The 22,869-nt window shown below is 47.7% G+C and carries 18 protein-coding genes; 1 reads left to right on the top strand and 17 read right to left on the bottom strand.

Features of this window, described 5'->3' with window-relative positions:
* Positions 1-5: 5 nt before the first annotated feature.
* The 13 genes from JOD82_RS05370 to argC form a co-directional block, all read right to left on the bottom strand.
* A complete protein-coding gene (locus JOD82_RS05370) occupies positions 6-1,640 on the bottom strand; it encodes a glycosyltransferase family 39 protein (protein ID WP_209947869.1) in 1,635 nt (544 codons plus the stop codon).
* A gap of 103 nt (positions 1,641-1,743) precedes the next feature.
* Entirely contained in the window at positions 1,744-3,345 is a 1,602-nt protein-coding gene (locus JOD82_RS05365; RefSeq protein ID WP_209947867.1) for an ArnT family glycosyltransferase, read from the bottom strand.
* Entirely contained in the window at positions 3,342-3,761 is a 420-nt protein-coding gene (locus JOD82_RS05360; protein ID WP_029514556.1) for a GtrA family protein, read from the bottom strand. The genes JOD82_RS05365 and JOD82_RS05360 overlap by 4 nt, the downstream gene beginning before the upstream one ends.
* The gene (locus JOD82_RS05355; protein ID WP_029514557.1) at positions 3,724-4,731 is read right to left on the bottom strand and encodes a glycosyltransferase family 2 protein; all 1,008 of its coding nucleotides are present in this window, start codon (positions 4,729-4,731) and stop codon (positions 3,724-3,726) included. Before JOD82_RS05355 ends, JOD82_RS05360 begins: the two co-directional genes overlap by 38 nt.
* 23 nt (positions 4,732-4,754) lie before the next feature.
* Positions 4,755-7,214, bottom strand: coding sequence for a cyclic di-GMP-binding domain-containing protein, MshE-related (locus JOD82_RS05350; RefSeq protein ID WP_069010682.1), 2,460 nt, complete (start codon positions 7,212-7,214; stop codon positions 4,755-4,757).
* Positions 7,207-7,458, bottom strand: a complete 252-nt coding sequence (locus JOD82_RS05345; protein ID WP_029514559.1) for a hypothetical protein — start codon at positions 7,456-7,458, stop codon at positions 7,207-7,209. Before JOD82_RS05345 ends, JOD82_RS05350 begins: the two co-directional genes overlap by 8 nt.
* Positions 7,459-7,905: 447 nt before the next feature.
* Positions 7,906-9,318, bottom strand: coding sequence for an argininosuccinate lyase (argH, locus tag JOD82_RS05340; RefSeq protein WP_069010681.1), 1,413 nt, complete (start codon positions 9,316-9,318; stop codon positions 7,906-7,908).
* 86 nt (positions 9,319-9,404) lie between these two features.
* A complete protein-coding gene (locus JOD82_RS05335) occupies positions 9,405-10,640 on the bottom strand; it encodes an argininosuccinate synthase (protein WP_069010680.1) in 1,236 nt (411 codons plus the stop codon).
* A 63-nt stretch (positions 10,641-10,703) separates the two neighbouring features.
* A complete protein-coding gene (argF, locus tag JOD82_RS05330; protein WP_039271452.1) occupies positions 10,704-11,660 on the bottom strand; it encodes an ornithine carbamoyltransferase in 957 nt (318 codons plus the stop codon).
* Positions 11,661-11,708: 48 nt separating this feature from the next.
* Positions 11,709-12,971, bottom strand: a complete 1,263-nt coding sequence (locus JOD82_RS05325) for an acetylornithine transaminase (RefSeq protein WP_069010679.1) — start codon at positions 12,969-12,971, stop codon at positions 11,709-11,711.
* Positions 12,972-13,024: 53 nt separating this feature from the next.
* Entirely contained in the window at positions 13,025-13,864 is an 840-nt protein-coding gene (argB, locus tag JOD82_RS05320) for an acetylglutamate kinase (RefSeq protein WP_069010678.1), read from the bottom strand.
* 118 nt (positions 13,865-13,982) lie between these two features.
* A complete protein-coding gene (gene argJ / locus JOD82_RS05315; protein WP_069010676.1) occupies positions 13,983-15,209 on the bottom strand; it encodes a bifunctional glutamate N-acetyltransferase/amino-acid acetyltransferase ArgJ in 1,227 nt (408 codons plus the stop codon).
* 105 nt (positions 15,210-15,314) lie between these two features.
* Entirely contained in the window at positions 15,315-16,364 is a 1,050-nt protein-coding gene (gene argC, locus JOD82_RS05310) for an N-acetyl-gamma-glutamyl-phosphate reductase (RefSeq protein ID WP_069010674.1), read from the bottom strand.
* A 417-nt stretch (positions 16,365-16,781) separates the two neighbouring features.
* Here argC and JOD82_RS05305 point away from each other — a divergent pair, with 417 nt between their 5' ends.
* Entirely contained in the window at positions 16,782-17,696 is a 915-nt protein-coding gene (locus tag JOD82_RS05305) for an SMP-30/gluconolactonase/LRE family protein (RefSeq protein ID WP_069010672.1), read from the top strand.
* A gap of 99 nt (positions 17,697-17,795) precedes the next feature.
* On the opposite strand, the gene JOD82_RS05300 is transcribed toward JOD82_RS05305, so the two are convergent.
* The 4 genes from JOD82_RS05300 to secA all read right to left on the bottom strand — a co-directional run bounded on the left by JOD82_RS05300 (position 17,796) and on the right by secA (position 22,869).
* Positions 17,796-18,695, bottom strand: coding sequence for a YitT family protein (locus JOD82_RS05300; RefSeq protein ID WP_069010671.1), 900 nt, complete (start codon positions 18,693-18,695; stop codon positions 17,796-17,798).
* A 97-nt stretch (positions 18,696-18,792) separates the two neighbouring features.
* A protein-coding gene (gene prfB / locus JOD82_RS05295; RefSeq protein ID WP_141695457.1) for a peptide chain release factor 2 occupies positions 18,793-19,906 on the bottom strand; the annotation gives its coding sequence in 2 pieces (ribosomal slippage) (positions 18,793-19,833 and positions 19,835-19,906; 1,113 coding nt in all).
* Positions 19,907-20,058: 152 nt separating this feature from the next.
* Positions 20,059-20,193, bottom strand: a complete 135-nt coding sequence (locus JOD82_RS29465) for a hypothetical protein (protein WP_280921432.1) — start codon at positions 20,191-20,193, stop codon at positions 20,059-20,061.
* Between the two features lie 225 nt (positions 20,194-20,418).
* Positions 20,419-22,869: a preprotein translocase subunit SecA gene (gene secA, locus JOD82_RS05290; protein ID WP_039271459.1), complete on the bottom strand. Its 2,451-nt coding sequence runs from the start codon at positions 22,867-22,869 to the stop codon at positions 20,419-20,421.

Below are 22,869 nucleotides of genomic sequence, written 5' to 3'. Positions count from 1 at the left end.
GCACATTAGGGATTTGTTGTGGTCTCCGTTGATGGAGATTCTTTAGTTAGTGACTTAGGCAGTACTTTATACAGGCGCCACTCGCCATTAAACTCACGTTCAAGCTGAACCCATGGGGCACCATGTTCATATAAGTTCGGATATACCATATTGATCTTACTCAGTGGCATGCCTGACATGATCTTAGGTACAAGGATATAATCCACATGGTGATCCTGCGGATAACTTAATGCCTTATTGAACGAATAATCGCTGGTGATCAGGAAGCGTTTAGGATGTTGGCTGTAAACAATCATGGTGTAGGCTGAAGCCGAATCGGTCATAATGGTAGACTTCGGCAGATGCTCATCCAACCAAACGGCAATCCTACGATCTGACTCCTGTCTCACATAGTTCACATTACCTGTCCGTGTGAGAAAGCTGTTCTCATCCGGTGCAATATCCGGGCGAGTCAACGCATAGGAAAGTAATCCAGCGGTAAGCAGCAGACTGACGGATACCAGGCCAAAGGCTGCCCTCCGCCATCGTCCCTGAAGCTGGCTCAACTCATAAGGCAACCAGGCTATGGTAATTGGGAATACATACATAAAATAACGAAACCATCCATACGAAGATTGCTTCATCATAAGTAAAAACTGCAATCCCGGCACTGATAGGAACAGCAGCAAAATAATCAGTGTTCCCCATCGGAACAAGCGTCCACTCAACAGACGAATGAACAGAATAGCAAACAACGGTACCGAATACCAAAGTGTTTTGGAAGCAATAAATTTCAAGGCCACCAGCGGATTGGAGAAAATCTCTACAAACTTATCATCATTCAGCAGCTCTGCCGATTGGGCCGTGTTCGAATACTCCGAATTCAGGAAGTAAAAAGCATTCCCCATAATGAGATAGTTAAAGAAAATCCATAACAGCCCGGAAAAGACCACGGGGATCAGAAGCAGTAACCACGTTGCCTCGACCTTGTGCAGTTTTTCTCGCAAGGCCAGCTCGCGTCTGCCCATGTTTCGATGGAGAAACAAAACCGCCAAGACCACGCCACCTGCCATTGCCACGCCCAGAGGAACCGCTTCATAACGAGTCCAGAACGCCATGGCAAGCGCTAATCCAGAAACAATCAGACTTGCCGTCATGCGATCCTTGAGCCACAATGCAAACTCAATCACCGTCATCATAATGAAATATATGTATAGCGAATCACTCAGCCCATTGGCACCAAACAGTAAAATAAACGGATTCAGTGCATACAACAAAGCCAGCAGCAAGCTCATACTAGAGCTAAGCCCTGTTCTGACACCCGCCCGATATAGCAACATAGCGGTCAAAGCAGAAAAGGTAGCACTCAAAATAACAGCAGCCAATCCATAGGTGGCTAATGCCGGAAAGATTGGATACAGCAGTAGAATCACCATTTCCAGAAGACTGGGTAGTGGATTCCAGATAAATCCGATGGCGCCCAGATGCGGGTCGCGGCTGTACAGCACGTAAAATGCGTTAGCTACGCGACTGAGCGCGTCTGTGTGCATATATCCCAGAACATAGCTGAAATAGATGCCCGCAGAAAGTTCCAATGCAAGTATAAATACAAACAGACCTATAGCCATCCATCTGCTTGCAGACCATTTGCGAAAGGACATTCCTCTCGTTCCCCCTCAAACTTCTTGCGGTGATACAGCTGTAGCCCACTCACACCCTACAGCTGTATTCTTCCCTCCGCTACGATGCACTAAAATATAATAATTATTTCGATTCTTCATGCTCTATTTTGTACAGTCGCCACTGCCCGTCAAAGTCATGTACCAACGAGGCCCACGGCGCTCCCTTTTCGAACAAATCAGGATAGCTCCGGTTTACCTGATCCAGCGGTACCCCATCCACCAAGCGCGTGACCAAGACATAATCCACCTTGGAAGCAGGCAGATCTATTAAAGATTCCCCAAAATCATAATCACTCGTAATCATAAACTTCTTCGGAATTTTGCTGCTCAAAATGATCGGATAGGCGGCATAAGAATCTGTCAAAATAAGAGATGAACCATAATACTCATCCAGCCACGACGCTATTTTCCGCTCAATAATTTGACGTTCGTAGCTTTCATTACCACTATGCGTCAAATAGCTGTGTTCATCTGCTGCAATCGCGGGGTTCGTCAGTGCGTAGGATAACAAGCCTGCTGTTACCAACATCCCTGCCGTTACCAGTGAGATTCCGATCTCCCGCATTTTCCCCTTCAACAGACTAAGCTCATACGGCAGCCAAGCAACCGTAATCGGGAATACATACATAAAATATCGGAACCAGCCAAATGAGGAATGCTTAAACATCAGTAAAAGCTGAAGCCCGGGTACCGATAAAAAGATTGCTAATAGCGTAAGCGTGCTCCAACTCCACAGACGTTTGTCCAATAGGCGTATAAGCAAAATGGAAATTAACGGAGCCGCATACCATAAGGTTCGTTGCCCGACAAACTTTAGCATCAGCACAGGGTGAGCAAACATTTCTACAAAGCGCTGATCCTCTAACAAAGCCGCTGATTGTGTGGAATTGGAATATTGCGAGCGTAAAAAGTAAAGCGGGTCGCCCATGATAATCCAGTTAAAAAAGAGCCACAGCAAACCGGAAAAGACAAGCGGCAGCAACAATAGAAGCCATGTCGCTTCTACCTTGTACAGGCGCTCTTTTAAAGACAATTGCGTTCTAACGCTCTCTCTGTTTGTACGCCACCGATGCAGAAAAAAGATCGTCAGCAATACACCCAAAGCCATCGCAACGCCAAGCGGAACCGCTTCATAGCGCACCCAAAAAGCGAGTGCAAGTGCAAAACCGGATACGATCAAATTCGCCGCCTTGCGATCCTTCAACCACATACAAAATCGACTCACTGTCAACAGGATGAAAAAGATATATGGCGAGTCACTTAAGCCGTTGAAGCCAAACAGAAACATAAATGGATTCAGTGAAAATAATAGCGCAATCAGCAAGCTGGTTGCACCGTGAAGCCCCAACTGTTTGCCCGTCGCATACAATAATGCCGCGCTCGCCCCTGCAAACAGGCTGCTCACAATCACTGCCGCCAGCCCGTGGGAAGCGAGTACTGGAAATAAAGGATAAAACAACAGCACGATCAGTTCCATCAAACTGGGCAGCGGATTCCATACAAACCCGATAGCACCCAAGTGTGGATCACGACTGTATAGCACATAAAATGCATTAGCCACTCGACTAAGCGCATCGGTATGCATATAGCCAAGATGCCATGCAAAATACACACCCACCGCCAGTTCAAGAGCAGCAATAAAAACAAACAATGACAGCAATTTTCCGTGTTTTCTTAAAATCATGAAACCTCTTTCTGACGCTGTTGCGGAACGGAGAAGATCCAGTAGCGGTTCCAGAAATAATTATGAACAGGCACGATGATGGTAGTTAGTACTTCACCGATCAGATACGACCAACCGATCCAGTGAATGGTCACGTACATCAGGGCGGCATTTAAGAGTAAGCCACAGGTACAGACCAATAAATATTTAAGAAACTGGGTGCGGCTTCCCTCACCGGTAGGCTCGAACGTCCAGTTTCGGTTCAGCACATAGGAAACGAGCAGCGTAACCACGAATCCTATTGTAGTAGCCATTACTGCAGGTACCGTAAACAGCTCCACCAGCAGCACAAGTACACCAACATGGATACCTGTACCCAGCAGTCCTACAATACCGTATTTAATGATTGGATACTTTAGATATGAACGTCTGATCATGTTGATTAAACTCCCTGTCCACCCACAATCGGTCAGCATTCGCCCGTTTATCTGCTATCAGATAGCGAGGTCTAGCTTTGACTTCGTGATATATGGCGGCAATATATTCTCCTACTACTCCGATCGACAGCATGAGTACACTGCCGATAATCAAGAGCAGCAAAATGACAGTGGTAAAACCGGTCACAGCGTCACCCATTAATTTACGCATTAACGTCTGAATCCCCAATACGACTGAAATCAGCATAAAAATGAGGCCCATCAGACTTACAACCCGCAATGGTACTGTCGAAAACGAAACGATCGCTTCTGCTGCCAGTCGAGTCAGCCCTAACGGACTCCAGCGGCTTGGACCCTCTTCGCGTGGAGCCACTCGGAATGAAATCTGGGTTTTACGGAAACCGAGCCAGGCCGTCATTCCGCGAAAAAACGGCATCCGCTCTGGCATCGCCATCCAGGCATCCACCACTCGTCGATCCAGTAGCTTATAATCGGAGGCATCCTTGAGATTAAAGCCCGTCAAGCGGTTCAAGGTCGCGTAGAACAAAGAAGCTCCAAGCTTTTTGCCCACCGACTCTTCTCCCCGGAATTCTTTCACACATTCGACCAAATCATAACCTTCATTTTGCCATAAACGCACCATTTCTCCAATCATCTCAGGAGGGTGCTGCAAATCACCGTCCATGACAATGATTGCATCGCCAGAGGCATTTTCCAGACCTGCGCACAACGCCAGTTCCTTACCGAAGTTCCGACTCAACCGGAGCGCGAGCAAAGAGGGCATTCGATGGGATAATTCAGACAATTTAAGCCACGTATCGTCCTTGGAACCATCATCTACAATGATGAGTTCATAGCGTGAGGTGACAACAGACAGTACCCCATCAATCACCTTAAGCGAACGCTCAAGATGCGAGCTTTCATTGTACATGGGAATGACGACGGATAAAAAAGGTGTTTTTGTCTCCATTCTTGCTCCTTCTTTCTTCATATTCAGGAGGACTGTGCCGGGGTATCATCCAAGTCGTGCATATCGGTCAGACCATGTGTCGTCTTTTCCCAATAGAACGGCTTGGTAATGAGCTGCCAAGCTGCTTTCACCGCAGCTATACTCATTAGTACCCAATATAACGGCGAGAGTAGCCCATATTTGACCATCGCGTATGAAAATGTTCGTTCACCGCGCTCTTCCAGTTCCCCGATGACCCAATACATTCCGGCCACGTTACTGAATACGAACAGAAAGTTACCGATATAAAATTCCGCGCTGGCCAGGTAATACACATATCCCGGGAACAGCTTGGGAATAAAGGACAATTCCCAGCCAAACCATAAAATAAGCAAGCCCCAAAAAATCGGATTCAGCAACGGCAACATTGGAGTTGCCAAAATCATCACCTGAAAGCCGAAAAAACCTTTCCAGCCCACTTCGCGCACCAGCTTCACCGGATTGCGCATATGAACCAGCCACGTCTGCATATACCCCTTGATCCAGCGTGACCGCTGACGAATCCAGTTGCCCACGCGGCTGTTAGCTTCCTCCCATGTACGGGAATCGACAATAGCAGTTTTGTAGCCGCCTTTATACAGACGTATGCCCAGATCGGCATCCTCGGTTACATTATAGGGGTCCCACGCATTAATATCTTTCAATACAGATACCCGAAAATGATTGGATGTGCCACCTAAAGGAATTGGGGTATCTAACTGCATAATACCCGGCAGCAGTAGCTCGAACCACATACTGTATTCTTGAGTGAACCAGCGGGTCAGCAAATTTTGTGTACTATTAAAATAGTTGAGCTTCGCCTGAATACACGCATAATGCTCAGGGAGTGAATCGAACGCTGCAATGACCTTTTTAAGCTGATCAGCGTCGGGACGATCCTCAGCATCGTAAATCACGACAAACTCGCCACGTGCCCGAATAAGTCCATAATTACATGCCTTCGGCTTGGTTTTCGGCAAACCGTCTGGAACGACCAGTGTCGTGTAATAGGCCGGCAGCTTCATTTCCCGAAGTAGCTCGATCGTCTCAATGTCATCCTCTTCAATCAGCAGCCGCACGTCCAGCTTGGACTTGGGATAATCCAGCTGCTCCAAATTTCGCAACAACATCGGAAGCACGCCCGCTTCCTTATACATAGGTACAAGAATGGTATAGATCGGCAGTTTCTTTTCATCCATGGCGTCAACCTCTTCCTTCGTAAAACGAAGCTGCGCCCCACGCCGGGAACCAAGATAAATAATGCCAAATTTAAATAGCGTCATCGCAAAATAAAACAGCTGAATCATCATATTGATGATCAACACCGTTTTCCAACTGTTCCAGAAGAGACCGAGCAGTGTAATCATACCCATGGCTGCGAACACCCAAAGTTGTCCCTTTGTAAAAGTCGTCCGCGCCGAATTGTGCGGTTCTTTTTCCAACAGCCCGGTCGTGCTCTCCTGCATCATTTCTTCACCGTAGATTTTACCCCAGAGCTGCTCCATCTCTTCCTTCGTAGCAAGCACCTGCTCTACCGGCATACCCAGAATTTCCTCCAGCTTCAAGCGTCGCTCTTCTGGCAGCGGATCGCTGACCGCCACAATATATCGGTTCATATATTGATGGATAACGACCACGCCATAAGCCATTGCCACTTGCTCGGGTAGTTTGTACGCCGCATCCAGCGCGAGTTCCTCACCAATACGCCCGATCCGGTTCTGTGTAGCAATCGCGCGGTACAAATCCGCAGGTTCCAGCATTTGCAATGACAGCAAGATGTCGCCCAGCAGCCCGCCGCTCTTCGCCTGGAACTCCAGTGCGCGTTCCAGTTGTTCCGGCAATATATAACCGGAACGAACCAGCATATCGCCTAGGCGCTCCTTGGACTCGTCGCCGCCAACCTGTTCCTGTAGCTGCTCGGCTGTAATGAAGCCCATTTCTACAAGAATATCGCCCAGCCTACCACCGTAGCGCTTCTGGTTGCGGATGGCATCTGTCAGCTGATCGCGGGTGATCATCCCGTTCTCCACCAGTTGATCCCCCAGACGGGCCTTGCCGTTTCGGCCGCTCCGCGTTCCTGTTGCGGCCTCTTCGCCTTCCGTACCAGGGATACTGGAAGCAGTGACCATAGCAGCTCCTGCTGCTGTCTGTTCCTGGCCAGATGCATATTGGACTTGAGCCTCCTGCGCCTGTCCATCCTGTATCCCTTCATCCAGCAATTGTTCCACAGCTGCTGCTGTATCATTGGCGTTCCGTATAGCCTCGATACGAAGTTCTGTATCCTGAAGTCGCCGTTCCAACTCTTCGATATGAAAATCAAGCTTGTACAGCACCGGAGCCTGCTCTGCCCGCTGAGCCTCTAGCTGTTGTTGCAGTTGTTCGATTCGCTGACGCTCTTCTTTTATTCTTCTCTTGGTTTGGCGAATTGAAACTCCTCCAACCTGCCACCTAAGCTTGTCACCCATGAATTCCCGCCCTTTCAATCCAGCGCCGCTCTTCCGCAAGCGCATCTGCAAGCAGCTGCTTTAACTCCGCATCCCGCTGCTTTTTCCGTTCCAGCGCCGCGTGAAAAAGTTCCCGCTCCTCGCGCAGTAACTCCTCCGCTTGTATCCGTTCCTCATGCAATGAAGATATCAGTTGATCGGCTTCAGAAGCGCGATAACCGATCCAAGCGCTCTTTAACTGACGCGCCGTCCTTTTAGTTCTCATAATACCTCCCTGAATCATCCCGACTCTGCCTTTTGCTACGTCACTACTTTAAAGCATATACATGCCGTTCTCCCAAAACCAGGACATACCTCTATTCTCATTCAAGCCCTTCATTTACACATTTATGAAATTCACTTGACCAAAAGAGCCCCTAGTAACTTGACATTTATTTATTGAATATAGTTCTTGTCCTATTGAATTGGTAATTCAATGAAAAACTTAGTGCTATTCTACCATAATCACCGTAGACGTAGTATACAAAAATGTAAATTCTAGAAACTTTCACACTAGTGTAGTAATAGGTATTTGGAACTATGAATTAATGCCCCAAAAAGCACAAAAGACACCGCGAACGGTGCCTTAGAATCTTTGATTGCTAATTCCTTAAAATTTGATTTTACACAGTATACCGCTACTGTGCAAGAGAATAATATCTTTCTTTACTGATTAATTTTTCGGCTTGTGCCCTTCAAACCATGTTGATGTATTCGCCAGGAGCTGTTCACTGCGCCCAATGGCTGCCTGTACCTGACCGGTAGCGGTTCCACCATATACATTCCGTGCATTCACTACCGCTTCCGGTTGAAGTACCTCATAGATACGCTCATCAAACAGATCCGAAAACTGCTGAAATTCGTCCAGTGTGAGATCAAGCAAATATTTTCCATGCTGGATGCAATACAGTACGGTTTTGCCAATGACCTCATGCGCCTGACGGAACGGAAGCCCTTTGCCGACCAAGAAGTCCGCAATATCCGTTGCATTGGAGAAGTCCTGGTTGACCGCTTGACGCATGCGATCCTTGTTCACCTTCATCGTGGCGATCATCGGTGCGAACAGTTGCAAGGCTCCTTCCAGCGTGGCAACGGTATCGAACATCCCTTCCTTGTCTTCCTGCATGTCCTTGTTGTATGCCAGCGGCAAGGATTTCAATACAGTCAACAAGCCCACGAGGTTTCCATAGACACGTCCGGTTTTACCACGTACCAACTCCGGTACGTCCGGATTTTTCTTCTGCGGCATAATGCTGCTGCCTGTACAAAAAGCATCATCCAGCTCGACAAAACCAAACTCCGTGCTGCTCCATAGCACCAATTCTTCGCTCAGACGAGACAAATGCGTCATAATCAGCGAGGCGCCAGCCAGGAACTCTACGATAAAATCCCGATCGCTGACGGCATCGAGGCTATTTTCATATACGCCATCAAATCCCAGTTGCTCGGCTACAAAATGACGGTCGATCGGAAAAGTGGTCCCGGCCAAAGCACCCGCGCCAAGCGGCAACACGTTAATCCGCTTGTAGCTGTCTTTGAGTCGGTCAATATCACGCTCCAGCATAGACACATACGCCAGCAGATGATGTGCAAATAAAATAGGCTGCGCACGCTGCAAGTGTGTGTATCCAGGTACAATCGTGTCCAGATTATCCTTTGCTTGGCCGATTAATGCAGATTGTACATCATGCAGCATACCCACCAGCGATACCACACGTCCACGCAAATACAAGTGCATATCCGTTGCTACCTGATCGTTACGGCTACGCCCAGTGTGTAGTTTACCCCCCACTGGACCAATAGCCTCGATTAGATTTTTTTCGATATTCATGTGAATATCCTCATCCGAAACGGAAAATTCAATTTCCCCACGGCGGATACGCTCCAGAACGGTGTGCAGTCCTTCCTTGATCGTGTCTGCATCCTCCTGCGGAATAATTCCACATTTTCCTAGCATGGCCACATGAGCCAAACTGCCTTGAATATCTTCTTCCGCCAACGCCTGATCAAACCCGATAGAAGCCGTATATTCCTCTACCAGCTTGTTCGTTTGCTTCGTAAACCGTCCGCCCCATAGCTTACTCATTGTATGATCCCCTCTCTGCAATACAAGCCGCCCTCGTCGTTTGGACAAGAACGGCCCGCATCCCGTACATTTTTTAGGTTACATCATTATTTATGATTTTGTGTTACACCCGCGTTAACCTTCAAACGCAGAGCATTCAAGCGGATAAAGCCTGTTGCATCGCCTTGATCGTAGGCTTGTGTCGGATCGGCTTCCATGGTCGCAATGTCCGGATTGTACAAGCTAACCGGACTTTTAACGCCTGCGCCGATAATGTTGCCTTTGTACAGCTTCACGCGCACGGTACCACTAACATTTTTCTGACTCTCATGAACCAGAGCCTGCAAAGCGACACGTTCCGGTGCGAACCAAAAACCGTTGTAAACCAAGGTAGCATAACGGGTAATCAGACTATCACGCAGATTCATAACCTCGCGATCCATCGTGATGGATTCCATTTTGCGGTGAGCTGTGAACAGGATCGTACCGCCCGGCGTCTCATAGACTCCCCGACTTTTCATACCAACAAAACGGTTTTCCACCATATCCACGCGTCCGATACCATGCTTGCCGCCGAGCTCATTCAGTTTTTCCATCACTTGCAATGGACTAAGCTGTTCTCCGTTCAAAGCGATGCAGTTACCTGCTTCAAATTCCAACTCCAAATATTCTGCTTCATCAGGAGCGTCCTCAGGCGCGTTACTGAGCAAGAACATTTCTTTATTTTCAGGAGCACTTGGATCAAACCAAGGGTCCTCCAGCACGCCGCTTTCATAGCTGATATGCAGCAGATTACGGTCCATGGAGTATGGCTTGGCTGCAGAAGCAGTTACCGGAATGTCGTGTTTTTCCGCATAGGCAATCATTTCTGCACGGCCCGGGAACTGATTGCGGAACTCTTCCAGCCGCCAAGGTGCAATCACCTTGATATCCGGCGTCAACGCCGCCGCGTTCAGCTCGAAGCGTACCTGATCGTTACCTTTGCCTGTTGCCCCGTGAGCAATGGCTGTTGCTCCCTCGGCAATCGCAATATCGACCATCCGCTTAGCGATCAATGGACGTGCAATACTCGTTCCGAGCAAATATTGTCCTTCATATAAGGCACCCGCCTGAAACATCGGATAGATAAAATCCTTGGCGAATTCATCACGCAGATCATCAATGTACACTTTGGAAGCCCCTGTAGCGAGTGCTTTTTCCTCCAAACCGTCCAGTTCTTCTTTTTGACCAATATCTGCGGTGAAAGCTATGATTTCAGCATCATAAGTTTCTTTGAGCCATTTCAGAATAACCGACGTATCCAGACCGCCGGAATATGCGAGTACGATTTTTTCTTTTGCCATTGTTAAAGTCCTCCCCGAATGCTTCTAGCCTTTATCTTCTTTACCTATCAATACCTATCAATCTTATGCCATTAAAGCAACTAACAGCGCTTTTTGCGCATGCAGACGATTTTCTGCTTCATCAAAGATGACCGAATTCGGACCATCGATTACGCCTGCGCTCACTTCTTCCCCACGATGCGCAGGGAGACAATGCAGGAATAAATAATCCGGCTTTGCCAGCTTGACCAGCTCTTCATTCACCTGAAAGTCGGCAAAAGCAAGCTCCCGCTCCTTCTGCTCTTCCTCAAACCCCATGCTCGCCCACACATCTGTGTAGATCGCATCCGCATCTTGTACTGCTTCCTGCGGACTTTGGGTTATAACGATCTCACTACCTGTCTGTTTGGCAATTTCACGGGAAGCTGCGACCACACTCGGGTTAGGCTCGTATCCAGCTGGACTTGCAATGGAGACATGCACTCCGAGCTTCGCTCCACCAATCAAGAGAGAATGCGCCATATTGTTGCCGTCTCCGATATAAGCCAATTTGAGCCCTTTTAGCTTGCCCTTTTGCTCATACAAGGTTTGATAATCAGCTAGCACTTGGCACGGATGCGCCAAATCACTCAATCCATTGATCACAGGAACGGATGCATAACGTGCCAACTCTACCACATTATCGTGCCCAAAGGTACGAATCATAATGCCATCCAGATACCGTGACATGACTTGGGCCATGTCGCTAATCGGTTCGCCGCGTCCCAGCTGGATGTCATTTTTGCTGAGGAAAAGAGCATGCCCGCCCAATTGATACATACCGACTTCAAAAGATACCCGTGTACGTGTAGAGGATTTCTCGAAAATCAGTCCGAGCGTTTTCCCTTTTAGCGGCTGATAGGTTTCCCCGTTTTTATGCTTACGCTTAATTTCAACAGCGAGATCAATTAAATACTGGATTTCCTCTGGCGAGTAATCGTCCAGCTCCAGGAAGTCCCGCCCTTTCAAATTCATCTGCTGCAGTGCGCCGCCCTGGCTCATGCTATCGTCTCCTTTTACACTCTAGTCTAGGATAATTTAACCTTTACACTAAGCCACATGCTCCCGAATCAATTCAGCAATCCATGTTACAGCCTGATCTATTTCGTTTTTCGTTACATACAAGTTAGGCAACAGACGAATCACGTTCGGTCCTGCTGTAATGAACAGAATGCCCTTCTTCTGTCCTGCCAAAACAAGCTCCGCTACCGGTTCTACACACTCAATGCCGACCATCAGACCTTTTCCACGGATATCCTTTACAAAAGGACTATCTCCAAGCTGCTTTTGCAGACTATGGAAGAGGTAATCTCCCATCTCAGCTGCACGTTCTGGCAGCTTGTCATCAATAATCGTTTCAATAGTAGCTTGAACCGCTGCCATAGCAAGTGGCGTACCTCCAAAGGTAGAACCATGACTGCCCGCTGTGAACGCTTCACGCAAATATCCTTTACCTAGCATCGCACCCACAGAGAACCCACTGCCCAGTCCTTTCGCCAATGTAAAGATATCCGGCTCTATACCATAATGCTCAAAGGAAAACAGCTTGCCCGTCCGGCCCATACCTGTTTGCACCTCATCAATGATCAGCAGCAAACCATGCTCGCGGCATAGCTTTGTGATCACATCTACGAAAGCAGGGTCTACCGGATACATGCCGCCTTCGGCCTGCACCATTTCCAGCATAATTGCCGCTGTATTCTCATTGATGGCTGCTTCGAGCGCAGCCTGATCATGAAGCGGAACGCTTTTGAATCCGGCGGGAAGCGGTAAAAAGCCTTCTTTCACTTTGTCCTGACCCGTAGCGGTCAAGGTTGCCAGCGTCCGTCCGTGAAAGGATTGCGTGAACGTAATAATTTCGTAGCGACCGGTCTGCTTTACCTTCTGGTGGTAACGACGTGCCAGCTTAATTGCAGCTTCGTTGGCTTCGGCCCCGCTGTTGCAGAAGAACACGGCATCTGCGCTGCTATTTGCTGTCAGCAAGGCAGCTGCCCGTTCCTGCCCCGGTATATGAAACAGATTGGATACATGCCACAATTCATCGATCTGTTTTTTCAATCGTTCAGCTACTGCTTGAGGCGCATGGCCCAGATTAGTAACGGCGATGCCTGACATGAAATCCAGATAACGCTTGCCCTGATCGTCCCACAGCCAGCTTCCTTGCCCTTTCACCAGTGTAAGCGGGTATCTTGCGTAGTTTGGAAAAAGAGAGCTATTTGTCTGCGCTTTTGCTGACACCTTTTCCGTTTGCACTTCGCTTCCATCCGTACTTGGCATTTCCTCGCTCACCAGCGTATTCGGTTCCTTACTCATTATGTTCACGCTCCTTTATCGTTTGGTTATATAGGTCGAGCTATATATTACAATTACTGCATACGCACAATGCGTGTTCCAATCGATTCTCCGCCTAGCACACGACTTAGTACCTGCGGTTCGCTACCGTTCACAATGACGACTTCCTTCACTTTGCCGTGGATACAGGCAATAGCCGCTCTCACTTTCGGGATCATACCCCCATATATTTCACCTGTGCTGATCATATCCTCAATTTCCTGTACGGTGATAGAGTCCAGCACTTTCTTTTCTCCGCCATACTTCTTCAATATGCCTGGTACATCTGTAACGACGATCATCCGACTGACCCCCAGATGAGAGGCTACCGCACCCGCCGCCGTATCCGCATTAATGTTGTAACGCTGACCAGATCGATCAATCCCGATGGGGGCAATAACAGGCATATAGTCCATATCCAGGACACCTGTAATAATCGAGGCTTGAACAGATGTTACCTCTCCGACCCAACCGACCTCAGCAGCATTCGACACAGGCTTGGCTTCGATTAAATAACCATCACTACCTGACAACCCCAACGCTCGGCCCCCATGCAGTCCTATTCTACGTACAATCTGCTTGTTAATGCTACCCGCCAGTACCATCTCCACGACATCCAGCACGGGTTCGGTCGTTTTGCGTAATCCATGAATGAACTCTGTTTCGATCCCCAGCTTCGCCAAGTTGTCGGAGATCGCAGGGCCACCGCCATGTACAATGACAGGTTGAAGACCTTCCGACTGCAAACTCGCCAAATCTTCAAAAAAGGAATCAGGTAACGCAGCCAGCGTACTTCCTCCGCATTTCATCACAAAATTACGACGTGCCACTCCCGCATGATTCGCTTGATCCGCGTGTTCCACTGCCGATTGCATATCATCTCTCCTTTTCTTCTCCGCATATCCGTGCAATTTTTAAATGATGCTGGACTTATATCCGCTCTTTGCTTCTATTAACTACTATCCTTATTCAATCCGTATTTTATTCGGGTATCTATGTCCGATAAGCTGCGTTAATCCGCACATAATCATAGGTTAGGTCACAGCCCCATGCTGTAGCGGTTCCGTCTCCGTGATGCAAATCAACAATAATTTGCACCGTATCTCCCCGCAAATAGGCTAGCGCCTCTTCTTCATCAAAAGCGACCGGACTTGATTGGCTTAGCACAACAATATCACCCAAGCGAATATCTACCGTTTCTGGATTAACTGGCTCTCCAGCACGCCCTACGGCCGCAATAATCCGTCCCCAATTCGCATCCGCTCCGAAGACGGCTGACTTGACCAGACTAGACCCAACCACCGTCTTGGCTATCGCTTGAGCGGACGCATCGCTTACCGCTCCGCTTACAGACACCTCTACTAGCTTCGTAGCACCCTCTCCATCGCGAGCAATTGCCTTCGCCAGTTCTCGGCAGATATAGGTGAACGCCTCGGCAAAAGCGTCCCAATCGGGATGCCCTACGTGCAGTTCACGGTTGCCAGCCAGCCCACTTGCCATAGCAATCAGCATATCGTTCGTGCTCGTATCCCCATCCACCGTAATCATATTAAAGCTGGTATCCGTTGCCTGCTTTAATAGTTGATGAAGCGCCGTCTGTCCGATTACTGCATCACAGGTCATAAAAGCGAGCATCGTTGCCATATTCGGATGTATCATGCCCGATCCCTTGGCCGCCCCGGCGATGTGCACGGTCACACCGTCCACTTCAACCGCCACACATGCTTCCTTTTTAACCAAGTCCGTTGTCAGAATGGCTTGGGTAAATTGCTCTGCTCCATCGTTTGCCCCGTTCATACGGTCAGGTAAGGAGGATATACCTTCAAGCACACAATCCATTTTCAAATGCTCGCCGATCACGCCTGTCGAGGCGACGGCTACATTGCTCTCAGCAACACCCAGTTCATGAGCCGCAGCCGAACGCATAGCGTAAGCATCCTGCTCTCCTTGTTGTCCCGTGCAGGCATTGGCGTTTCCGCTGTTCACCACTACTGCCTGCAATCGACCATCTGCCAAGCTCTCGCGGGTCACCTTCAGCGGTGCAGCCTGAAACACATTGGTGGTGTACACCGCAGCAGCTGTCGCTTCTACCTCACAACGAATCGCGCCCATATCGTTGCGGTTCGAATTTTTTAGCCCGCAGTGTAATCCTCCGGCTGTAAAACCACGCGGAGTTACGATGTTACCCCCGTTTACTACTGTAAACTCTACTTTGCCCATAATTATGTGCCCTCGTTCGCAACATATTCGATGAATGACAGCTGTTTGTATTCCAAATTCCCGCTCGCTGCCGTTATCCGTATCCATGTTGCAGTTACTTGCTACTTACGGATATACCGGTATGAAGCCTAGCCCGAGGTTCTCCTCCCATCCCATCATCAAATTTAAATTCTGAATCGCCTGCCCAGCGGCACCCTTCACAACATTATCAATGACAGAAATAATCGTAAGACGCCCGGTTCGGGCATCTGCTGCAAAACCAATGTCACAGTAATTCGAACCCATTACTTCCTTCGTTGCTGGCCATATACCCTCGCCACGTACACGGACAAAAGGATGGCCTTTATAATAATCCCGGTATAACCCGATAAGATCTTGATCTGTATGCTCACCCTTCAGCGTGACATAAATCGTACTCATAATTCCTCGGGTCATAGGAACAAGTTGTGTTGTAAACGTAATCGTAACGTCCTCGCCCGCAATATCGCCCAGTACCTGTTCGATCTCAGGGATGTGCTGGTGCTTATTCACCTTATAAGCCTTAAAATTCTCGTTCATTTCCGCATAGTGCGAAACGAGGCTTGTTCCCCTACCCGAGCCGGATACACCGGATTTGGCATCCACAATCAGCGACCGATGGTCGATCCAATCCGCTTTCAGCGCAGGAATAATCCCCAGTAATGTTGCAGTCGGATAACAGCCTGGATTTGAAATAAAAGAAACGCCCGCCAGCTTTTCTGCATACACCTCACTGAGTCCGTATACCGCTTGCTTGAGATATTCGGGTGAAGCTGCAGGCTTTTTATACCATGCTTCATACGTTTCCCCGCTTCGAAGCCTGAAGTCCCCGGAAAGATCAATGACCTTCAGTCCGACATCAAGAAGCTGCGGCACTAACTTGGTACTAACGCCCGATGGCGTAGCAGTGAAAACCAGATCGGCCTTAGCAGCAATTTCGTGGACTTCGACACCGTCCAAATCCTGCACCACAATGTCCGTCAGATGTGGAAATCCGTCACTGATTGGGACACCCGCGCTGGACGAAGAAATAACAGATACAATCTCTACTTGCGGATGATGAACCAAAAAACGAATCAGCTCCACCCCGCCATACCCGGTGGAACCGACAATTGCCACTTTTAACTTGCTGCTCACAGACCTTCCTCCATTCCGTTCGTATGAAATATGTATTATTATACGACTCTATTTATATAAATACAACACCTCATGTCATGTTATTCCCCCTAATTTAAAATATGCGCTCTTGTCTATTCTTTTGACGGACAAGCTGTACGAGCTATAATAAAGGGAATAAAAAATAGACAGCGAACTTTTTGAATAAAGCTTGCCACTTTGCATAAAGAATAAGGGGGATATTCCCTTTACATGATCTCACTTATTGGAGTTCATCTCGATTGGTCATTTGCTGCACTTTATGGACTTGTTGAACATGAAGGGAGTACATGTAGCACTACATACAAGAGGAAATCACATGGGCTGCATCTAGTGAATCTGCTCAGAGGAACCGCTGAAGCGAATAATTGGGGTCGAAAATAAACCTATACGTTAGGGGTGTTACAGATCGAAACATATACAGCGAATATCGTTATAGATGCAAAAGCAAAGTTAGGCGAGGGTCCCAGCTGGGATCAGCGGTTTCAACGTTTATTTTGGGTCGATATTAAAGGCTTTCAATTGCATATCTACGATCCTTTTACATGCACAGATCGTACAATAAATGTTGGTGAACATATTGGTGCAGTTGTACCTTATCTCAAAAATAAAGTGATCGTAGCGCTGATTAGCGGTCTATATTGTTTAGATATTGAGACAGGGGCCAAAGTATTAATTCATGATCCTGAGGAAGGTAGACTAGGTAATCGTTTTAATGATGGAAAATGCGATCCTGCCGGACGTTTTTTAGCAGGAACCATGAGTCTAAATGGCGAACATGCGCAAGGAGCATTGTATAGTCTGAGCACAAAAGGCAAGGTCTCCTTACTGGTTGATAAAGCTTCCATATCTAATGGATTAGCCTGGAGCGCAGATCATCGTACAATGTATTACATTGATACTCCAACATTGGAGGTCGTCTCCTTTGATTACGATGTGGCACAAGGCACTATTAGGAATAAGCAACTGGTGGCTAGATTGGATGAAAGTGAAGGGTATCCAGATGGCATGACAATCGATGCAGAGGGCATGTTGTGGGTCGCGAGATGGGGTGGTAAACGTGTCTCCCGTATCCATCCTGCTCATGGAGAAGTAATTGCTGAGGTATCACTTCCCGTCAATTGTGTGACTTCGTGCGCTTTTGGCGGTGAACAGCTGGATGAGTTATATATTACGACTGCTCAAGATGATGATAGTGCCGATCAACCCTTAGCAGGCGGCCTATTTATGGTCAAGACAGGGGTAAAAGGAACGCCTACCTCGTATTTTAATCAAGGACAAACGGCAAATTGGCTTGAACGATTGGTAAAATGAATCTAGTAAAGCATGCTGAAGAGAGAAGAGCCTACTATATTAGTGGGCTCTCCTGCATGGATTCAGTTAAGAGCATGCCTCCAGAAGGCCCTCTTTGTTTCAGCTTTCCTTCTTAAACCCTTCACCCAATACCTCACGAGTATTACTTATTATCACAAAAGCTTCCGGGTCTACCAAGCGGACGAGCGTTTTAAGGCGAGTTACCTCGTTTTGTCCGACTACAACCATAAGCACAGGACGTTCTTCGTTCGTGTAACCGCCCCGTCCTGCCAGCTCTGTCAATCCTCGGTCCAAATCCTGCAAAATAGCCTGCGTGATCGTTTCTTTCTGATTGGATATGATGTAAGCCACTTTGGAGTAGCCCAATCCCATTTCCACGGCATCAATGACCTTGCCCGTTACAAACAAGCCGATCAACGCGTACAACGCCCGTTCTGGCGAGAGGGTAAAACCAGCCAGTGTAATCACCGTGCCATCCATCAACATGACACAGAGAGAAAGACTAAAACCCGTATATTTTTGAATAATCTGCGCCAAAATAGCCAGTCCACCCGTCGAGCCCCTGCCCCGAAACACGGTACCCAAACCCAACCCTACTCCGATTCCACCATATAGCGAAGCCAGCAACGGATTGGTTGTCGGAACTGCCCAGTCCTTCGTAACATAAACGAATAGCGGCAGCATAATACTTCCCAGCAAAGAACGCAAACCGTATTTTTTCCCTAACAGCAGGACCCCTGCTATAAATAACGGAATATTCATTCCCCACTGCGTATAGGCTGGTTCCAGGCCAAACAGCTCCTCGCCCAAGATAGACAAGCCCGATACCCCCCCGGATGCAATCCGGTTTGGGAGCAAGAACATGTTAAAGGTCAGCGCTGTAATGAAAGAGCCGAGTATAATCAGCAAAATATCGGTCACGTTGCGTGCGGGTCCGCTGGCGGCAATCAGAGGCTTGCGTCGTCTTCGGCGAGCAGCGGGAGGATTCAATTGAGGCATCATTCGTGTTCTCCTTTAATTAAAAAATACCGTTACACAAAAATTCCTACAGTCTGCAGGCACATGGTCTGCGGACTGTAGGAAAACGTACAGGCTATTATTCTGCGTCCAGCTTAATTTGGCTGCGCAGGTAACCATCGATGAAGGGATCGAGATCGCCATCCATGACAGCCCCTACGTTGCCAGTTTCCACGCTAGTACGGTGATCCTTAACCATGCTGTATGGATGGAACACGTAGGAGCGAATTTGGCTGCCCCATGCAATATCGGACTGTTCTCCGCGGATTTCATCCAAATGCTGACGCTGCTCTTCGATCTTACGCTCGTAGAGCTTGGAACGGAGCATCGTCATGGCACGCTCTCGGTTCTTGATCTGGGAGCGTTCATTTTGACAGGTCACGACAATACCGGAAGGTAAATGCGTAATCCGAACGGCTGAATCGGTCGTATTAATATGCTGACCGCCCGCACCACTGGCCCGGTACGTATCAATTTTAAGATCTTCCGTGCGGATCTCAACGTCCACATCATCCGCAATTTCAGGCACCACATCACAGGATACGAACGATGTATGCCGACGGCCGGAGGAATCAAATGGAGAGATACGAACAAGCCGATGCACGCCTTTCTCCGCTTTCAAATAGCCATAGGCATTATAACCTTTGATCAAAAGTGTTACACTCTTAATTCCTGCTTCATCACCCGCTAGATAATCCAGGGTCTCTACCTTAAAGCCCCGTTTTTCAGCCCAGCGAGTATACATCCGTAGCAACATTTGTCCCCAGTCTTGGGACTCCGTTCCGCCTGCTCCCGGATGCAACTCCAGGATGGCATTAAGTTTGTCATACGGCTGATTCAAAAGCAATTGCAACTCAAACTCCTGAAGCTTGCTCAGCAGAGAACTGACACTATTCTCGATTTCTCCAGCCAGTGTTTCATCGCCTTCCTCATCAGCCAGCTCAGCCATCATGCCGGCATCTTCGTATTCCTGACGAAGCTGTTCATAGCTGTCTACTGAAGACTTAACAGCGTTCATTTCTGCAATTACACCTTGGGCTTTATCATTATCATCCCAAAAGTCAGGTGCAGCCATCTTTACTTCAAAGTTTGCGATCATTTCCTGTTTGAGATCTAAGTCAAAGAGACCCCCTAAGGTTTGTTAGTTTCTTGCCTATTTCTCGCAAATCATGCTTTACACTTGGATCAATCATGCTGTCATTCTCCTTTTAATATATGGTTAGGGGAAGTAAAAGCGTTGTGAGTTACGGCTGGGTGAAGAGACGCTGCGCGAATGATTTGATCTTACGATCGCTGTTGCAGCGAGATGCCCTTGATTGGATTAACACATTCAAAGGTGGGCATCTCACTGCAAAGGCGAACGCTGACGCTTCTCCAGATTCAAATCCTTCACTTCGCTACCGACCGCCGTAAAGTCAAACGACTTATAGATAATCGGCTCAGGTATGTGAGCCGAGTCAAGAGCTGAATTAACTGACAAGCAAGCTAAGACCCGCTTGCTTGTCATAATTATAGAAATAGGGACAATCTTCTCAAGAAAAAAATATTCAAACTGATCCTCCAACAAAAACACTATAAGCTGAAAACATCAGTGCATCCCCTGTATGGCACAAAATGGCCGACGGTCAGTGGTTGAACTGCCGCCTGCCATTATATGCACTGCAGGGAATAGTGTATCTCAAGACTCTCCCTTAATTTCAATCCGTTATTTTCTACGCGGACGCGAAGGAGCGGATTTCTTTTTAGGAGCAGCTGGTTCACCACTCGTCGAGATTTTGTCTTCGTCGATGACAGCCTGACGCTCTTGATTGGATTCAATTTGTGCTTTCATGATGTATGTCGCTACTTCCTCTTGGATGCTAGCAATCATAGCATGGAACATTTCGAAGCCTTCAAATTGATACTCGCGCAGAGGATCGGTACCGCCGTAAGCACGCAAGTGAATACCTTGACGCAATTGATCCATAGCATCAATATGGTCCATCCATTTGCTATCGACCGCACGCAGTACGATAACTTTCTCGAACTCGCGTACCATATCTTCGCCAATCATTTCTTCACGGCTGTGGTATCTGTTGGTAACTTTTTCGAAGATCATATCCACGATCTCCTCTTTTTCCTTGCCCCACAGGTCGTCACGTGTAAGTGTATTTTCCTCAAGCAGGTTGTTATTCACATACTCTGCTACTTCTTCAAGTTCCCAGTTTTCAGGAATGTCATCCCCGCAATGAGCTTCCACTACACGCTCAATGACAGGCTTGATCATGTCAAACACAATTTCCTTGATGTTCTCTGATTCCAGCACCTCACGGCGTTGTTTGTAAATAATAGCACGCTGCTGGTTCATTACATCATCATACTGGAGAACGACTTTACGCTGATCAAAGTTGTTGCCTTCGACGCGTTTTTGAGCTGATTCGATAGCACGTGTAATCATACGGCTCTCGATAGGTTGGTCTTCCTCGAAGCCCAAACGCTCCATCATATTCAGTACGTTGTCCGCACCAAAACGCTTCATTAACTCATCGCCCAGCGATAAGTAAAACTGTGTGGAGCCCGGATCACCCTGACGTCCTGCACGTCCGCGAAGCTGATTATCAATACGACGGGATTCATGACGTTCTGTACCGATGATGTGCAAACCACCAAGTTCTGATACGCCTTCACCCAGTACGATGTCAGTACCACGTCCGGCCATGTTGGTAGCGATGGTAACTGCGCCTGCTTCACCTGCACGGGAAATAATCTCAGCTTCCTCAGCATGATACTTGGCGTTAAGCACTTTGTGACGAACGCCTTTGCGTTTCAGCATTTCAGAAAGAAGCTCCGAGTTTTCAATAGAAACCGTACCTACTAATATCGGCTGGTTCTTTTTGTTACGCTCCAGGATTTCATCTACCACAGCATGGAATTTGCCTTTCACGCTCTTGTACACTATGTCAGGCATATCTACACGCTGGTTAGGCTTATTCGTCGGAATTTGGAGCACTTCCAGACCATATATTTTTTTGAATTCTTCTTCTTCTGTTTTAGCTGTACCCGTCATACCCGCCAATTTGCGGTACATACGGAAATAGTTTTGGAATGTAATTGTCGCCAATGTCATGCTTTCATTTTGTACAATGATGTTTTCCTTTGCTTCAATAGCTTGATGCAAACCATCACTGTAACGACGTCCAGCCATCAAACGACCTGTAAACTCATCGACAATTAGGACTTCACCGTCAGCCACGACATAGTCCACATCCAAACGCATAATAGCATTAGCTTTCAATGCCTGTACAATGTGGTGATTGATTGTAACACTTTCCTGATCGTACAAGTTTTCAAGACCAAAGAAATTTTCAGCTTTGGATACGCCGTTTTCGGTCAAAGCAACCGACTTCACCTTAATATCCAGCGTGTAATCTTCTTCAACATTCAGGCTCTTCACAAAACGGTCAGCCGCAAAATACAGCTCGGTCGATTTCTGAGCTTGTCCTGAAATAATCAATGGTGTACGAGCTTCATCGACGAGAATGGAATCCACTTCATCAATGATACAGAAGTACAACGGACGTTGTACCATCTGCTCTTTGTAAAGCACCATATTATCACGCAGATAATCGAATCCGAACTCGTTGTTTGTACCGTATGTGATGTCACAAGCATATGCTGCCTGCTTGGCGGCATGATCCATGTTGGCCAAATTAAGCCCTACGGACATTCCTAGGAAGTTATAAATTTGTCCCATTTCTCCGCTGTCACGTTGCGCCAAATAGTCATTGACCGTAACCACGTGCACGCCTTTGCCCAACAGAGCATTCAAATAAACCGGCAGTGTTCCTACCAGTGTTTTACCTTCACCGGTTTTCATTTCGGCAATTTTACCTTCATGCAGCGCAATACCGCCGAGCATCTGTACGTCATAATGACGTTTACCCAGCACCCGTTTGGACGCTTCGCGAACAGTAGCAAAAGCTTCTGGCAAAATTTCTTCAGCCGTAGTCCCTTGTTCGACCCGAGCTTTAAATTCCACCGTCTTCGCTTGCAACTCCTCATCCGAGAGCTTTTCGAAATCCGGCTCTATCTTATTGATCAGTTCAACCGTCTTCATTAAACGCTTGACATCACGTTCATTGGTATCTCCGAAGATTTTCTTAACAATTCCTAGCAT

It is taken from the genome of Paenibacillus sp. 1182 (assembly GCF_017833915.1).
Classification (GTDB): domain Bacteria; phylum Bacillota; class Bacilli; order Paenibacillales; family Paenibacillaceae; genus Paenibacillus; species Paenibacillus polymyxa_D.
The sequence above is the reverse complement of the archived record's forward strand: the minus strand, read 5'-3'. Positions and strand labels throughout refer to the sequence as shown.

Bases quoted from the DNA above. Each gene is read 5' to 3' on its own strand.
- JOD82_RS05365 (WP_209947867.1), bottom strand. From the start codon at position 3,345: ATGATTTTAAGAAAACACGGAAAATTGCTGTCATTGTTTGTTTTTATT.
- JOD82_RS05335 (WP_069010680.1), bottom strand. From the start codon at position 10,640: ATGGCAAAAGAAAAAATCGTACTCGCATATTCCGGCGGTCTGGATACG.
- argB (WP_069010678.1), bottom strand. From the start codon at position 13,864: ATGCAATCGGCAGTGGAACACGCGGATCAAGCGAATCATGCGGGAGTG.
- JOD82_RS05325 (WP_069010679.1), bottom strand. From the start codon at position 12,971: ATGAGTAAGGAACCGAATACGCTGGTGAGCGAGGAAATGCCAAGTACG.
- JOD82_RS05360 (WP_029514556.1), bottom strand. From the start codon at position 3,761: ATGATCAGACGTTCATATCTAAAGTATCCAATCATTAAATACGGTATT.
- JOD82_RS05355 (WP_029514557.1), bottom strand. From the start codon at position 4,731: ATGGAGACAAAAACACCTTTTTTATCCGTCGTCATTCCCATGTACAAT.
- JOD82_RS05345 (WP_029514559.1), bottom strand. From the start codon at position 7,458: ATGAGAACTAAAAGGACGGCGCGTCAGTTAAAGAGCGCTTGGATCGGT.
- JOD82_RS05370 (WP_209947869.1), bottom strand. From the start codon at position 1,640: ATGTCCTTTCGCAAATGGTCTGCAAGCAGATGGATGGCTATAGGTCTG.
- argJ (WP_069010676.1), bottom strand. From the start codon at position 15,209: ATGGGCAAAGTAGAGTTTACAGTAGTAAACGGGGGTAACATCGTAACT.
- JOD82_RS05350 (WP_069010682.1), bottom strand. From the start codon at position 7,214: ATGGGTGACAAGCTTAGGTGGCAGGTTGGAGGAGTTTCAATTCGCCAA.
- argH (WP_069010681.1), bottom strand. From the start codon at position 9,318: ATGAGTAAGCTATGGGGCGGACGGTTTACGAAGCAAACGAACAAGCTG.
- secA (WP_039271459.1), bottom strand. From the start codon at position 22,869: ATGCTAGGAATTGTTAAGAAAATCTTCGGAGATACCAATGAACGTGAT.
- JOD82_RS05300 (WP_069010671.1), bottom strand. From the start codon at position 18,695: ATGCCTCAATTGAATCCTCCCGCTGCTCGCCGAAGACGACGCAAGCCT.
- argF (WP_039271452.1), bottom strand. From the start codon at position 11,660: ATGAGCCAGGGCGGCGCACTGCAGCAGATGAATTTGAAAGGGCGGGAC.